This is a genomic window from Ruminococcus bromii (assembly GCF_002834225.1).
GTDB lineage: Bacteria > Bacillota > Clostridia > Oscillospirales > Acutalibacteraceae > Ruminococcoides > Ruminococcoides bromii.
Genome location: NZ_NNSR01000039.1, coordinates 25,121 through 39,348, shown reverse-complemented (window position 1 = coordinate 39,348; position 14,228 = coordinate 25,121). Strand labels below are relative to the sequence as shown.

Annotated in this window: 13 protein-coding genes and 1 riboswitch; of the genes, 3 read left to right on the top strand and 10 right to left on the bottom strand. The window is 43.0% G+C overall.

The genetic code is table 11. The features are described 5' to 3' along the window. Nucleotides 1-142 precede the first annotated feature (142 nt). Nucleotides 143-1,231 carry a dockerin type I repeat-containing protein gene (locus RBATCC27255_RS04105; protein WP_101028868.1) on the bottom strand — a complete coding sequence of 363 codons (1,089 nt, stop codon included), beginning with the start codon at nucleotides 1,229-1,231 and terminating at the stop codon, nucleotides 143-145. Between the two features lie 232 nt (nucleotides 1,232-1,463). Here RBATCC27255_RS04105 and RBATCC27255_RS04100 point away from each other — a divergent pair, with 232 nt between their 5' ends. Further along, complete coding sequence (locus RBATCC27255_RS04100; RefSeq protein WP_101028867.1) at nucleotides 1,464-1,721, top strand: hypothetical protein; 258 nt, start codon at nucleotides 1,464-1,466, stop codon at nucleotides 1,719-1,721. Here RBATCC27255_RS04100 and RBATCC27255_RS04095 read toward each other — a convergent pair. Together RBATCC27255_RS04095 and RBATCC27255_RS04090 are read right to left on the bottom strand one after the other, a co-directional pair. Continuing rightward, nucleotides 1,666-2,436: a YdcF family protein gene (locus tag RBATCC27255_RS04095; RefSeq protein WP_101028866.1), complete on the bottom strand. Its 771-nt coding sequence runs from the start codon at nucleotides 2,434-2,436 to the stop codon at nucleotides 1,666-1,668. The two genes, RBATCC27255_RS04100 and RBATCC27255_RS04095, sit on opposite strands and share 56 nt — an antisense overlap. A gap of 22 nt (nucleotides 2,437-2,458) precedes the next feature. Beyond that, entirely contained in the window at nucleotides 2,459-4,000 is a 1,542-nt protein-coding gene (locus tag RBATCC27255_RS04090; RefSeq protein ID WP_101028865.1) for a 4Fe-4S dicluster domain-containing protein, read from the bottom strand. Nucleotides 4,001-4,424: 424 nt separating this feature from the next. Here RBATCC27255_RS04090 and RBATCC27255_RS04085 point away from each other — a divergent pair, with 424 nt between their 5' ends. Continuing rightward, on the top strand, nucleotides 4,425-4,862 hold the full coding sequence (locus tag RBATCC27255_RS04085; RefSeq protein ID WP_101028864.1) for a zinc ribbon domain-containing protein: 438 nt from the start codon (nucleotides 4,425-4,427) through the stop codon (nucleotides 4,860-4,862). Nucleotides 4,863-5,098: 236 nt separating this feature from the next. On the opposite strand, the gene RBATCC27255_RS04080 is transcribed toward RBATCC27255_RS04085, so the two are convergent. Next, nucleotides 5,099-6,313: a chloride channel protein gene (locus RBATCC27255_RS04080; RefSeq protein ID WP_101028863.1), complete on the bottom strand. Its 1,215-nt coding sequence runs from the start codon at nucleotides 6,311-6,313 to the stop codon at nucleotides 5,099-5,101. 62 nt (nucleotides 6,314-6,375) lie between these two features. Further along, nucleotides 6,376-6,446, bottom strand: a riboswitch (Fluoride riboswitch). 159 nt (nucleotides 6,447-6,605) lie between these two features. Between RBATCC27255_RS04080 and bsh the strand changes: the two genes are divergently transcribed. Then, nucleotides 6,606-7,580, top strand: a complete 975-nt coding sequence (gene bsh / locus RBATCC27255_RS04075) for a choloylglycine hydrolase (RefSeq protein WP_101028862.1) — start codon at nucleotides 6,606-6,608, stop codon at nucleotides 7,578-7,580. A gap of 46 nt (nucleotides 7,581-7,626) precedes the next feature. On the opposite strand, the gene RBATCC27255_RS04070 is transcribed toward bsh, so the two are convergent. The 6 genes from RBATCC27255_RS04070 to murA all read right to left on the bottom strand — a co-directional run bounded on the left by RBATCC27255_RS04070 (nucleotide 7,627) and on the right by murA (nucleotide 14,214). Next, nucleotides 7,627-7,815: a hypothetical protein gene (locus RBATCC27255_RS04070; protein ID WP_101028861.1), complete on the bottom strand. Its 189-nt coding sequence runs from the start codon at nucleotides 7,813-7,815 to the stop codon at nucleotides 7,627-7,629. A 17-nt stretch (nucleotides 7,816-7,832) separates the two neighbouring features. Next, entirely contained in the window at nucleotides 7,833-9,020 is a 1,188-nt protein-coding gene (gene gltS / locus RBATCC27255_RS04065) for a sodium/glutamate symporter (RefSeq protein ID WP_101028860.1), read from the bottom strand. A 21-nt stretch (nucleotides 9,021-9,041) separates the two neighbouring features. Continuing rightward, complete coding sequence (locus RBATCC27255_RS04060; protein ID WP_101028859.1) at nucleotides 9,042-9,998, bottom strand: TAXI family TRAP transporter solute-binding subunit; 957 nt, start codon at nucleotides 9,996-9,998, stop codon at nucleotides 9,042-9,044. Nucleotides 9,999-10,163: 165 nt separating this feature from the next. Further along, nucleotides 10,164-11,270 (bottom strand): cell division protein FtsZ, encoded by a 1,107-nt coding sequence (gene ftsZ, locus RBATCC27255_RS04055; protein WP_101028858.1) that lies wholly within the window; start codon nucleotides 11,268-11,270, stop codon nucleotides 10,164-10,166. A 156-nt stretch (nucleotides 11,271-11,426) separates the two neighbouring features. After that, complete coding sequence (locus RBATCC27255_RS04050; RefSeq protein WP_169923246.1) at nucleotides 11,427-12,881, bottom strand: cell division protein FtsQ/DivIB; 1,455 nt, start codon at nucleotides 12,879-12,881, stop codon at nucleotides 11,427-11,429. A gap of 79 nt (nucleotides 12,882-12,960) precedes the next feature. Further along, the gene (gene murA, locus RBATCC27255_RS04045; RefSeq protein ID WP_101028856.1) at nucleotides 12,961-14,214 is read right to left on the bottom strand and encodes a UDP-N-acetylglucosamine 1-carboxyvinyltransferase; all 1,254 of its coding nucleotides are present in this window, start codon (nucleotides 14,212-14,214) and stop codon (nucleotides 12,961-12,963) included. Nucleotides 14,215-14,228 lie beyond the last annotated feature (14 nt).

The following is a 14,228-nucleotide window of genomic DNA, read 5'->3' as shown; positions in this document are numbered from 1 at the left end:
GTGTGAAACAGGCTTTGGATCATATAATTTAAGACACAACGAAACAAGACACAACAAAGCAGAGCACAATAAAACAAAATTTAAACCCCGAAGTCTGTAAAAACTTCGGGGTTTGGTGTATTCATTAGGCTATTCAACTAACTTATGCAGCTGCAAACTTTTCGCCTGTTTTGCCGTATCCGTCTACATTTACGATATACTTTTGAACAGCTGTTGCATCCTTAACTGTAATCACACCGTCAACATCAACATCTGCTAACTTCTGATTTACATTATCTAACTGCGCCACATTTACTATGTATTTCTGCACTATTGTTGCGTCAACAATAGTAATCAAGCCGTCATTATTCACATCGCCGTAAATCATATCATTAAAAGGATCTGTAGGTTGAACAGAGGGATTGGGGAAAACAGATTTGTCAAGAACGCTGACTACGCCATTTTCCTTAGCCATGTCATAGTTAGGAAGTCCGCCGTATTCATACTTGCCTGTTTCCTCGTTCTTGCCGTAGAAGAAGTAGAATTCACCGCCGTATAACACCTTACCGCTGAGAACACTAACATCATAGTCGTTAGGATTGATAACAAAAATCATATTATTGAATGTCATTGAGATACCAAGGTCAAAATCTGTATCAATAAAGAAGTTATCCTTGAAGTTGCCAAGGAATGTCTTATCATTACCCTCAACAGCCTCCTGAGCCTTTGCCCAGAATTCACCGTCAAGTAATTTGTCATAATAAGTACTGTCACCTTCCGAATAGTAATCACAACACACATCCTTTGTCTGCATAGCAGCCTTAAACTGTTCCTCACCAAACTCGAAAGTTACTTTACCTGTTTCTGCATCTTCTTCTCTTTCACCGCCGTTAAGGCAGTTGTTGAAAATAATATTAGGAACATCTGAAGGAATGTCAATATAGAAGATGTTAGCGTCAGCGTCATAAACCTGCATCTTGTATCCCGGCCAAGGAGCAGCCTGTGATGATCCGCCATTAAACACGCATGCGTCTGAACCGTTCCACCAAAAAATGCCGGCAGAGTCTGCGCCGAATTTTTCATTTTTCCAAGATTCCGGCATTACAAAATAAAGTCTTTTGGTAGCCGTTTCCTCACTTGGAACATAGCGATCGTCGTTGTCAATTGCCGCATATACTCCCGAAATGCCAACTACGGCAACAGAAAGCACCATTGCGATTGACAGAAGCATGCTTATAAGTTTTTTCGTCATAAAAAAACTCCTCTCTTATTTTGTTAAATTTAATAAGCTTTGTGAAATCGTATTACATTCCACTTTTAACCTTAAATAAATAATATAACCAACAAAACATTTTGTCAATAGAATTTAAGGCGATTCATACAATTTTTTTGTAAATTTTCACTATAACAATAAATTTTTTCTCTGCATATAATTTAAAATTCTGCAAAAAATAAAACCACCTCACGGAAAGGTGGTTTTTATTATGAGTTTTTACGATGTTAATCATAACGGTGGCAACCGACAGAATGAAAATTATCCTGTTGAGTTGCCGTCACGAAACAGCAAAAAGGAAATTTCCCCTATTGTTGATGTTACGGAACACGAGGTTTATCCGCTTGAGTTTGCAAACTGTCACAGGACAAAGCCTCATTTTGACACAAACGGTGACATCACCGAGATTGTGACTACCGAAACAGAAGCTGAAACGGAAGAGCGAACCACTCACGAACAGCATAAGTAGGGACATACAAAAGTCTTGTGTCGGAGCTTACTGCTCCGACATTTCCTTTTATGCCGAGTTGCGAACAAATTATCCTTGCTCTGAGCTGATGAAAACCGTCTGTCACAATCGTAATATCGGTATTAAGGTCGTTGTCCTCAATAATTTTCATTGAATTTCTTATATTCTCGGTTGTGTTGGTTGACTTGTCCTCCATATAAAGTCTTGAAGAATCAATGCCCGACTCCGTCAGCACATTGTACATACATTGCGCCTCACTCATAATCTCGTCACTTCCCTGTCCTCCGCTGAGAACGGCATTTGCGTTCGGAGAATCGTCAAGATATGATTTTGCGGCGTCAATTCTGCCACGCAAAATTACCGACGGTCCCCATGGCTTAACCTGAGCACCGAGGACAATTGCAGTTGAGTTTTCGGGCGGTGCCTGACAGGTTGCCCACACCATTGCAGAGGTGACAATCGCACCGTAAACGGCAAAAGCGATAAAGCCGATATTCACTACACGAAAAACTATTTTAGTAAACAAATGCTTAAAGCAAAATGCCTTTATTGCTCCGTGAACGGGCGGAATTAACACGCACAACAGCCACAGACACAAAAAAGTTCCTGCAATATTGCCCGGGTTGATAATTCCGTGAGTCATAGGGATTACGAAAAATCCGAGAAACACAACAGCCACGGCAATGCCGATTATGCGTAAAATTAACATCACCATTTTCAAAATATCACCCGACCTGTTAAATTTCTTTCATCTTATCAAACTCATTGTACATATTTTCAAGAGTTGACAAACGGTCAATAAACGGAGTGTCAACAGCGCCCTCAAAGCATGATTCTTTTTTGCTCTTGAGAACCTCCATTGCAGATTTGTCGGGATTGTTGATTGTTCCGGCACCTGCAACACAACCGCCGGGGCAAGCCATACCCTCAAGCAGATAGCCGTTGTACTTGCCGGCCTTTGCCATACGCAAAAGCTTTACGCACTCGTCAAGTCCCTGTGCATTGGCAACCTTGACCTCTCTTTCGGGATCAAGTTTGTGAATTGCATTGACAACAGCCTTTGCAACACCGCCGCTTACGGCAAAGCCTCTGCCGTCTGCGCTTGAGAATGAGAGCGGTTTTTCGTCAACCTCAACAGCGTTAAAATCAACCTCTTTTGCGGCAAACATTCCTGCAACTTCTTCAAAAGTCAGCACAAAGTCGATATCACTTCGGATACTTCTGCGGCTTGCCTCAAGCTTTTTAGCGGCACATGGTCCGATAAACACAACTCTGCAATCGGGATAATGCTGCTTTGTAAGTCTGCCCGTGAGAACCATAGGAGTGAGTGCCATTGAAATGTACGGAGCGATGTCGGGGAAAGTTTTCTTCGCCATAACGCTCCATGCAGGGCAACAGGAAGTCGCCATGAACGGCTGTTTTTCGGGAACTTCTTCCATAAAATCCTTGGCTTCTTCAACCGTACAAAGGTCGGCACCAACCGCAACCTCGACAACATCGGTAAAGCCGAGAGCCTTAAAGGCATTTCTGATTTTATTTGACGGAAGTCCCTTGAACTGACCTGCAATTGCAGGTGCAACTGCGGCATAAACAGGTGTGCCGCTGTTGATTGCCATAATAGTCTGAAAAATCTGACTTTTGTCAACAATTGCGCTGAACGGACAGCTTACAAGGCACATTCCGCATGAAACGCACTTGTTATAGTCAATATCTGCTCTGCCGTATTCATCGCTGTGAATAGCTTTCATACCGCATGCGGCGGCACACGGACGCTCCTGCTTTATGATTGCATTGTACGGGCACGCACCCTGACATTTTCCGCATTTGATGCACTTTTCATCGTCAATATGCGATTTTCCGTGTACAATCGAGATTGCTCCCTTCGGGCAAACCTCTGTACACGGGTGTTCAAGACAACCCTGACAGCCGTCTGTCACAACCACTCTTTTTTCGGCACACTTATGACAGGCGAATTTTATTATATTGATTAACGGCGGATCGTAAACCTTTTCGTCAATCATACTTTCTTCAACACCTGTTGAGATAGGCGCTTGTTTTGAAACCGGCAAAAGCGGCAGTCCCATTGCAAGGCGAAGTCTTTCGCCCACAATGGCTCTTTCGAGAAATATACTTTCACGGTATGTTGAAATTTCACCCGGGATAATTTCATACGGAAGATTTTCAAATTTTGAATAATCTCCGCCCTCGTATGCAAACCTTGCAACCTCGGTGAAAATTTGATTACGGATTTTTGTCTTTGACGAATACAGTCCTCTCAAGGCACTCATCCTTTCACTGTGTGTATTTTATTTTCTATTCAATCATTCACTAAATTTAAATCGCAGCAACGCTCTGCCTTGCTTGTAATTTGTACTTAGATTTAAATCGGAGCAACACTCTGCTTTGCTCGCAAGGAGCAGAATTTGCGACCGATTGCAATCTTGTACATAGGAGCGTTAGCTCCTCAGAGGTTCAATGGAACATTGAATCTCTGAATTGCAACATAATGTTGCAATTCGTACTTAGATTATACACTACACTATCCTTGTTTTCAACAGATACAGGCTTATTTTGCAAAAATTTTGCGATATTATTTACATAATATCAAACTTTATCCCGAGCGATTTTGTCACATTTATTGACTTTAAGTGAATATTGTTATAAAATGGTGTCATACTATCAAAAATTACGAGGTACAAACCTATGAAATGTCCTAATTGCGGTTTTGAAACCGAGTCTGCGTTCTGTCAGATGTGCGGAACGAAAATTTCCGAAGCTTTACATACACAGAATAATGAAACAACCGAAACAGAATACACCTCGCCTTTGCCGCAGACAGGCTTTGAACAGGTGGAGGGCTTTGCACCACAGATTCAAAATGAAATGCCCGAACTTGAAATAAATCAGCCACCCATTCCCTACATTCCGCCGGCAGAACAGCCGATTGATAAAAAGAAAGCTTTTAAAATCGTAAAAATTGTTGCCGCCTGTGTGATTGGTGCGGTCATTATTGCAGGCATTGCAATCAATGTAACTGCGGCGGTATCGGGCGACAGCAAGTCGATTTTCGGCAACAGCTCCATTAGTGATTGGGTAAATCGCCCCGATATGTACGGCGGAGATTACAGTACTTATCAATAATTAAGATTTAAAAATCAAAGCGGTGGGAAAGGCATTGCATTTTTGCAGGCTGTCTTTCCTACCGCTTTTATGTTTTTATTAAACGCCCTTTTAATGCCAAATTAGCTCATACAGAAATTTTTTACACGGTCAGCAAATTTCTTTTCATCTGCGTTCAAGGCAGATTGTTTGCTTGCCTTTGGCATAAAAATGATTTCATAGCTTTTTACATAATGTATCGTACCGTATCTATTGTATCACTTCTTTTTGAAACTGAAAAGTTTTTTGTCTGTAAGGAATTTTTGAGAGGGATAAATTGTTGTGTTGCCTGACACTATAAAGCTGATGAGGACTGCAAGCACAAAATACGGAGCGGCAGACGCACCGAAAACTTCGATACCGAGAACGATTGCTGTAATAGGTGTGTTGATTGCTGCGGCAAAAACACATACAAATCCGATTGCCGCAAAGAATGTGGGATCAAATCCGCAGCTGCCTCCGAACCAACTGCCGAATGACGCACCCATATCAAACATAGGAGTAACCTCTCCTCCCTGAAATCCTGCACCGAGGGTGAGTACGGTCAAAAGATATTTTGCCGGCATATCGTACCATTTTGCATCGCCCTTAAAGGCGGTGTCCTGCATCCATGTGCTTAAACCCTCAAAATCGTTAAGACCCAAAGCAAAAATTAAAAGGCTGACGATTGCCGCACCTACTGCTGCGGCAAGAAGGTAGTTCTTGAAAATTTTTGAGTATGCAAGTTTTACATACTTTATTCCGAGTGCAAACAGCTTGCCGATTAAGCCGAGGCAAACTGCCGCAATTAAAAACACAAAAAGAAATCTTGCGTCAAAATCTGGGATTGACGAGATTGCATATCTTTCATGTTTAAAGCCGAGAAGCTGTGTAACAAAATTTGCAAGATATGAACACGCAAAGCACGGAATTACCGCACCTGCCGACAATCTTCCGACACAGCAGACTTCCATTCCGAAAAATGCGCCTGCAAACGGTGTGCCGAAAACCGAACCGAATGCAGAGCTGATTCCGCTGAGAACAATTGTACTTCGGTCATTATTTTTAAAGCCGAGATAATCGGCAACATTGCTTGTCAGCGAACCACCAATCTGAACGGCAGTTCCCTCTCTGCCGACAGAACCGCCGAAAAGGTGGGTTATGCAGGTAAATATAAATGTCAGCGAAGCAAGTCGCTTTGGCACTTTTTCACCGTCGTTTGCACTCTCAATAATAATGTTGTTGCCCATTGAAGACTTTCCGCCGACACGCTTGTATACAAAGGCGGTCACAATGCCTGCCACGGGCAAAAACATATAGCACAGCGGAAAGAAGCTTCTGAAATCTGCCGCATATTCAAGACATTTCAGAAACGCAAACGATATGAGTCCCATTGCAACGGAACAGCAAAGAGATGTTGCAAGCACCTTAAAATCAACAAATTTGTTCTTCATAAATTTCCTCCTCAAAATTTCCGCACAAAGAACATCGCATAAAAAAAGCCAATGCCCCTGTTCAAAAAACAGAAGTCATCAGCAAAAGCGGTTTCGACAAAAGCCGTGGGAGAACCTCATTCCCATTCATATTGACATATATAGTATATACCGAGCAAGTTAATTTTTCAAGTGATTTCGACAATTTTTGTAATTTTCCAAAAATAACCTTGCAATCATTTTGTTTAAGCAGTATGATACTCTATACCAAGCGGAAGAATATTTATTATTAAAAGAATCGGAGGCTGATGATATGTGTACAGCGGCAACATATAAAACAAAAGACTTTTACTTTGGCAGAACGCTTGATTATGAATTTTCATACGGTGACGAAATTACAATTACTCCACGAAATTTTCCGTTTAAGTTCCGCCATACAAACGAATGCAACAGCCACTTTGCGATGATTGGCATGGCGCACATTGCGGACGGTTATCCGCTATATTACGATGCAATGAATGAAAAAGGCTTGTGTATGGCAGGGCTAAATTTTGTTAGAAATGCCGTATATTTTGAACCGAAAAACGGCAAGGAAAATATTGCACAATTTGAGTTCATCCCGTATATACTTTCACATTGCGACAGCGTTTTGCAGGCAAGAAAAAAGCTTGAAAACCTTAACATAACAAATACGCAGTTCAGCGACAAGCTCCCCTGTGCTCAATTGCATTGGATTATTTCCGACAAAGACGAATCGCTTACAGTTGAATCGACAATTGACGGACTCAAGGTCTATGACAACCCTGTCGGTGTGCTGACAAACAATCCGCCGTTTGACATTCAGATGTTCATGCTCAACAACTATATGTCACTCTCACCAAAGCAACCCGAAAACAACTTCGGCAAAAGTGCCGAGCTTACCACATACAGCCGTGGAATGGGTGCAATCGGACTGCCGGGCGACCTTTCATCCGCATCCCGTTTTGCAAAGGTTGCGTTCACAAAGCTGAACTCCGTTTCGGGTGACAGCGAAAGCGAAAGCGTGAGCCAGTTTTTCCACATTCTCGGTTCTGTTGACCAGCAGAGAGGTTGTTGCGAGGTTGCAGAGGGAAAGTATGAAATCACACTTTACACCTCCTGTTGCAATGCCGACAAGGGAATCTACTACTACACTACCTACAACAATCACCAAATTTGTGCGGTTGATATGCACAAAACCGACCTTGACATGGCCGAACTTACCGCATACACACCCATTACGGAAGGTAAAGTTTTATTTCAAAATTAAATACAAAAATTTCAGCCGTACACTTTTGAAATGTACGGCTGTTGTTTTATTCATTGTCTTTCTTCTGTTTTTTATGCTTATGCTTTTTGAGATGCACCTCGGGAACAGCGACAGTATCATAAACAACCGTGCTGTCTGTGTTATCCTCGGCAACATCATTCTGCTTAACTTTGCCCGTGTGAATCTCGGGAAAAGCAAGGTTTTCGGAATCAAATGTAAATTTCCTGTCCTTCATAATACCTGCCTCCGATTCTAAATGCAATTTATAAAGAATGTTATCGTCAGACTGTTCAGGAAGTCGGCAAACAAACTGCCGACAATCGGAACAATTAGATAAGCCTTAACGGACGGTGCGTATTTTTCGCAGATTGCCTGCATATTTGCCATTGCATTTGGCGTTGCGCCCATACCAAAACCGCAAGTACCTGCCGCAAGAACAGCGGCGTCGTAATCTCTGCCCATAATGTTGAACACGACAAAATACGAAAAAATGAACATAAGAACAACCTGACCTGCAAGAAGTATAATAAGCGGAAGCGCAAGGTCAGCAAGCTGCCAAAGCTTGAGTGTAATCATGGCAATACCGAGGAAAAGTGAGAGACATATGCCGCCGAGGTCGTTAATCTCGCCCATATGAATAGTGATTTTACCCGTGTATTCACCGATGTTTCTCATAATTGCGGCAACAATCATTGCACCGATATAAATCGGGAATGTCATGCCCGTAAGTGAAAGCAAATCTGAAACAACCGTACCGAGTCCGACCGCTATAATCAGCTGAAATACTGCCGGAGCATACATTGAAAAATGTCGTTCGTGCTTTTCTTCTTCTTCAACAAGAAGGCTGTCATCCTCTGCTTTGATTGTGGCAATAAGGTTGTGCTTTTTAATAAGTCTGTTTCCGACAGGTCCGCCCATAAGTGAACCTGCGATAAGACCGAATGTTGCGGCGGCAGTACAAACAGTTGTCGCACCCTGAACGCCGAAATCCTCAAGTACAGGACCAAAAGCGCCCGCCGTACCGTGACCGCCTACCATAGGAATTGAACCCGTTGTCATACCCGTAAGCGAGTCAAGTCCGATCAGATTTGCAAGTCCGATTGCAGAGAAGTTCTGCATTACAATGAGCATAATTACAAGAAATAAAAATACAATAAGGGATTTGCCTCCGCTTTTCAGTACCTTGAGATTCGCCTGGAATCCGACTGAGGTAAAGAAAAACACCATACAGACTTCCTTTAGAGTATCGTCAAAATCAATTACAGCAACACCTGTCATATAGAAAATCAGCGTGAGAATTGCAAAAAGCAAACCACCGATTACAGGTGCAGGTATACAAAATTTCTGCAAAAACGATATACGCTTTTTCAGAAACGCACCGGCCATCAGAACAATAACAGCAACTGCGATTGTCTGATACATATCAAGAGTTATATTCAATCAGCACCAATCCTTTCGCAGTTATCCTGCTGTTTTTACCGTTATTCCTTTTTCGGAATAATATTCTGCCGCACCCTTGTGAAAAGGAATTTTAACACCTTCAACGGCTTTTTCAAGTGTTATGTCAACATCCGCCGAAACAGTCAGCTGAAGTTCCTGCGCATTGTCAAAGACAAGCTGTGTAAGCTTCTTCACCTGTTCGTCTGAAAGTCTGTCGTTCACAATCATAACAGCCTTTACCGCAACTGTGCCGACTTCATCACTCTGCCCGTTGTAAGTGTTTTTCGGAATTTTACAGTCAACATAGCTGTAAGTGTTTTTAAGCTTTTTAACAGCTGCGTCATCAATTCCTATAAGCTTAATGTCACATTGCTTTGAAAGTTCCTCAACAACTGTTGCATTAAGTCCGAGTGTGAAAAATGCCGCATCAATTTCGCCGTTCTCTAACTGTTTTGCGGCATCGGCATAATTAAGATTTTTTTCCTTAACCATTTTTGAGTTAAGCCCGTATGCCGAAAGAATCTGCTTTGCGTTAAGCTCCGAACCCGATTCTTCTTCACCTATGCTCACGGTTTTGCCGAGCAAATCATCAACACTGTTAATATCAGAATCTTTTCTTACAACGATATGACAAGCCTCTGTAAACATACCTGCAACAGCGCTGTAACCCTCAAGGCTGCCGGATTTTTCAAAATTATTTTCGCCGTTAAGTGCGTCGTGAGCAATGTCGGACTGAACAATTGCGGCGTCAAGATAATTCTGCGAAAGCAAACGAACATTTGCCGCAGAACCGGCTGTTGTCTTTGTTTCAATTTTCAGAGTACCGTCAGCATCGGCAATCGACTTTATCGAATTTGCCGCTTCGTTATAAATTCCGCCGGTACCTGCCGCACCTAATCGGATTGTTTCACCGCCTGATGAACAGCTGCACAAAAGAACAGTCATCAAGGCAATCAAAAGTGCAAGTAGTTTTTTCATTTTTCCGCCTTCTTTGCTTTTGGATTTCGCTCAAAAAAAGAGAAATTGTAAAAGCACAAAAGCTCACAATTCCCCCTTATTCCGTTCAAATTATACCATAACGGAATTGCCGTTGTCAAACGAAAAGGCACCCCTCAAGGAGTGCCTCAATTACATCAGAATTTATTACTTGTTGAAAATTGACATAATATCATAGAAGGTGTCATCGTCATCATCGGTCTTGTCCTTGGTTGCAGGCTTTGGCTCTTCCTTTGCCGCAACAGGAGCTGACGCTGATGAAACTGCCTCTGTAAGATTCTTCTTAGCAATCTGACCGTCTGCGTTAAAGCCTGTTGCAATAACCGTTACGCTGATAGCGTCCTCCATCTTATCGTCAATAACAGCACCCCAGATAATGTTTGCATCATCTGAAACCTTGTCCTTAATCATTGTTGAAGCGGCGTCAATATCATCAAGACTTACATCAGCGGAAGCTGTGATGTTAATGATAAGACCCTTTGCACCATCAATCGAAGTTTCAAGAAGCGGACTTGAAATAGCCATATCTGCGGCAACAGTTGCCTTGTCCTTGCCTGTTGCACTGCCCATACCCATATGAGCGTAGCCTGCGTCCTTCATTACGGAAGTAACATCGGCAAAGTCGAGGTTTACAAGACCCGGGAGAAGGATAAGATCAGAAATACTCTGAACACCCTGTCTGAGAACATCATCGGCAATAGCAAATGCGTTTTGGAGAGTGATGCTTGTATCTGAAACATACTTGAGTCTTTCGTTAGGAACGATGATAAGCGAGTCAACACAGGCAGAAAGCTCTGCAATACCCTGCTCAGCCTGAGTCATTCTTCTCTTGCCTTCAAAAGCAAACGGCTTTGTAACAACGCCGACTGTAAGAATACCCATATCCTTTGCAATTTTGGCAACTACGGGAGCAGCTCCTGTACCTGTACCGCCGCCCATACCGGCTGTAACAAATACCATATCCGTATCCTTGAGAAGAGCGGCAATTTCATCTCTGCTCTCCTCAGCTGCCTCCTGACCAATCTGCGGCATAGAGCCTGCGCCCTTACCTCTTGTAAGCTTTTCACCGATTTGTATTTTCTGTGAAGCCTTTGAGAGTCTTAAAACATGTTCATCTGTATTGATTGCGATAAATTCTACATTCTTAACCTCGGTTGCTACCATGCGGTTAACAGCGTTGCCGCCGCCTCCGCCGACACCGATCACTTTAATTTTAGGCATATACTCGTTTTCCAATTCCAGTTCAAAAGCCATTTTTTCGTCCTCCTTATATATTGTCAACTTTCAGTCAGAACTCATTATTCTTCATAGTACACAATTATACTATCTTATACTATCATACTTTTTTCAAAATAGCAATGCTTTTCAGCCGTTTTTCTGCAAATTTATACGGAAAATTCTGCTGAAAAATTACTCGCCCGTATTGCCGCCGTATGCATTGCCGTAGGCATCTGCGCCGTCGCCTGAATAACCGCCGTCTGCGTTGCCGTAGTCATATCCGCCGTCACCTGAATAACCGCCATCGGCACTGTAGCCGTTGCCGTCACCTTGGCCGTCATCATAATAACCCGTATTTCCGTCAGAATAAGTGCCGTCATCCCATGTATAATTGCTGCCGGTACCGTCACCCGACGAATCCGCTGCCTGTGTAGCCGCCTGAGTTGTTGCCTGTGTTGCGGCTGTGGGCTGAGTTGCGGCAGGTTTGTAGTGAGAAATTTTTGATGTACTGCAAGCCGAAACATCAAGCGTTCCTGCAACAAGTCCCGTGTTGTTCGGGTCAAGCTTTTCGTTGATGATTGTCATTGCTGTTCTGATTTTGTAGTCAATATCATCGGGAAGTCCGATATTGATTGTGATTTTTCCGTCATAAACAAGCTTGATATTTGCCGTATCCGAAACATCAAAGGCAGTGATATTTTTTATTTTATTGTCAATAAGGCATTGTGAAACATCGCTGAGAATATCGGGAACATTGGCATCATTGAACGCCACATACTTGCCAACCTCGGTAGTTTTTACCTTTCCGCAGGTAAGCAGCGGCAGCTTGTCCGTGTTATCGGTAATTTCTTCAAGTATTCTGCCCTTTGAGCTTATAAGCAAAAAGCTTTTTCCGTTTGGAATAACATAAGAAGGTGTTGCGTCAACAACAGTTATTGTTATTGTGTCCGGAATATTAAAGCTTACACTTACGCTCTCTATGTACGAAAGGTTTTCAACAACCTTTTCAGAGGTGTTGTACATTGCGCCTATAAAAATATTCTCCTGATAATCAACACCGCTGAATGCGATAATCTGTTCCTTGCTGTAGTACTTGTCCCCTACAACCTCAATTTTTTCTGTTTTAAACAGGACTGTAAGGCTTAGAATAACGCCTATTGCAACAACCGCCGCAAAAATTGAACTGTACAGTGCAATTCTTCTGCGTTTAATCTGTGTGCTTGTAAGGGATTTTTTCCTTCTGCGGATAACCTCACGCTCCTGTGCGCGAATTTGCCTTGCACGCTTTTCCTGTTTCTGCTTTTCTCCAAATTCATCTACATAATAGCCGTCTTCATAATCCTTTGGCTTAAGCTCCTTTATTTTAGCCTTGCCTTTTCTTCTGAATTTTTCTTCACGGCTCATATTCTCGGCAGGTCTTTGTGCGGCCTGTTCTTCTTTCTGCTTAATAAAAGCCTCCTGAATTTTACTTTTAGAAGCCTTTTTCTGCTGTCCTTTTTTTGTATTGGGAGATTTTTTAGCTTTCTTATCCTGCTTTGCTTTTTCTTTGTGATATTTTTCTGCCTGCTTTGCGGCATTTTTTCGCTGCTTGTCAAGACTTTTCCTCTCTTTTGCGGTGAGCGGTCTTCTCTTCCTGTTATCGTTCAAAGCAAATCCTCCCTTCTGTATCATCTGCCGAGGGCGGATCTCCGCCCTGCGACAGCTTCAATTTTATTACCTGATTACTCTATATTTTCTTTATATCTGCCCCAAGTGTCGAAAGCACAAGCTCTATGCACTCGTAGCCTCTTTCAATATACTCTGCGCCGCCGATTTCAGTCTTGCCGTCGGCACAAAGTCCTGCAATCACAAGAGCTGCTCCTCCGCGCAGGTCGGGAGCTTCAACCGATGCTCCGTAAAGCATATTCACTCCTTCAACCACGGCAACCTTGCCTTCTGTTTTGACATTGGCACCCATTCTGACCAACTCGGGGACGTGTCTGTATCTGTTTTCAAATATATTTTCAACAAACACCGTTGTCCCGTCTGCAACACACGATGCCGCAAGCATTGGCGCCTGTGCATCCGTAGGAAAACCGGGAAATGGCATTGTTCTGATTGTCTTCATTGATTTAAGTCTTTCGGGGGCGGTTATTTCAAGATTGCCGTCCGAAATTCTTATCCTGCACCCTGCACTTTTGAATGTCGGAATAATCGCCGCAAGGTGGGAAGAGATTATTCCGTTAAGTACGATTTTTGAACCTGTTACAGCAGCACAGGACATAAGCGTTGCGGCAACAATTCTGTCGGGAATAACCGTGTGAACCGAACCGCTAAGAGAACCTACACCTTCAATAACGACAATGCCCTCGCCTGCCCCCGAAATATCGGCGCCGCAGGAATTGAGATAGTCTGCAAGATCGCAGATTTCAGGCTCACGGGCGGCATTGATGATTGTTGTTGTGCCTTTTGCAAGACAGGCGGCAATCATAATATCCTCGGTTGCTCCCACGCTCGGAAACGAAAGCGTTATCTTTGTTCCGTAAAGTCCTTTTGGCGCAAAGCACTCAAGATAACCGTGCTTTTCACGAATATCAGCACCCATCTCCCTAAGTGAATTAAGATGCAAATCAATCGGTCTTGAGCCGATTTCACACCCACCGGGAAACGAAAGCCTTGCCCTTCCTGTTCTTGCAAGAACTGCTCCGAGCAAAACAATTGAACTTCTTGTTTTTCGCATCAATTCATCGGGAACATCAAATCTATTGATACCGTCACAGCTGATGAGAAGCGTCTTACCGTATCGTGTGACGGCACAGCCGAGATACCTCAGAATGTTGACAGACGCGTCAACATCGGAAAGCGAGGGACAATTGTAAATTACATTTTCGCCCTTTGTAAGTATTGAGGCTGCAATAATCGGCAAAGCACTGTTTTTGGCACCCTGAACCTCAACCTCTCCGTCAAGCTTTTTGCCTCCTGTAACAAGCAGTTTTGACACAATAACACCCTCTC

What these genes read in the sequence shown, in the direction of transcription:
- RBATCC27255_RS04085 (WP_101028864.1), top strand. Translation starts at nt 4,425, where the DNA reads ATGAAATGTCCTAATTGCGGTTTTGAAACCGAGTCTGCGTTCTGTCAG.
- RBATCC27255_RS04070 (WP_101028861.1), bottom strand. Translation starts at nt 7,815, where the DNA reads ATGAAGGACAGGAAATTTACATTTGATTCCGAAAACCTTGCTTTTCCC.
- RBATCC27255_RS04100 (WP_101028867.1), top strand. Translation starts at nt 1,464, where the DNA reads ATGAGTTTTTACGATGTTAATCATAACGGTGGCAACCGACAGAATGAA.
- RBATCC27255_RS04060 (WP_101028859.1), bottom strand. Translation starts at nt 9,998, where the DNA reads ATGAAAAAACTACTTGCACTTTTGATTGCCTTGATGACTGTTCTTTTG.
- bsh (WP_101028862.1), top strand. Translation starts at nt 6,606, where the DNA reads ATGTGTACAGCGGCAACATATAAAACAAAAGACTTTTACTTTGGCAGA.
- RBATCC27255_RS04105 (WP_101028868.1), bottom strand. Translation starts at nt 1,231, where the DNA reads ATGACGAAAAAACTTATAAGCATGCTTCTGTCAATCGCAATGGTGCTT.
- ftsZ (WP_101028858.1), bottom strand. Translation starts at nt 11,270, where the DNA reads ATGGCTTTTGAACTGGAATTGGAAAACGAGTATATGCCTAAAATTAAA.
- RBATCC27255_RS04095 (WP_101028866.1), bottom strand. Translation starts at nt 2,436, where the DNA reads ATGGTGATGTTAATTTTACGCATAATCGGCATTGCCGTGGCTGTTGTG.
- RBATCC27255_RS04080 (WP_101028863.1), bottom strand. Translation starts at nt 6,313, where the DNA reads ATGAAGAACAAATTTGTTGATTTTAAGGTGCTTGCAACATCTCTTTGC.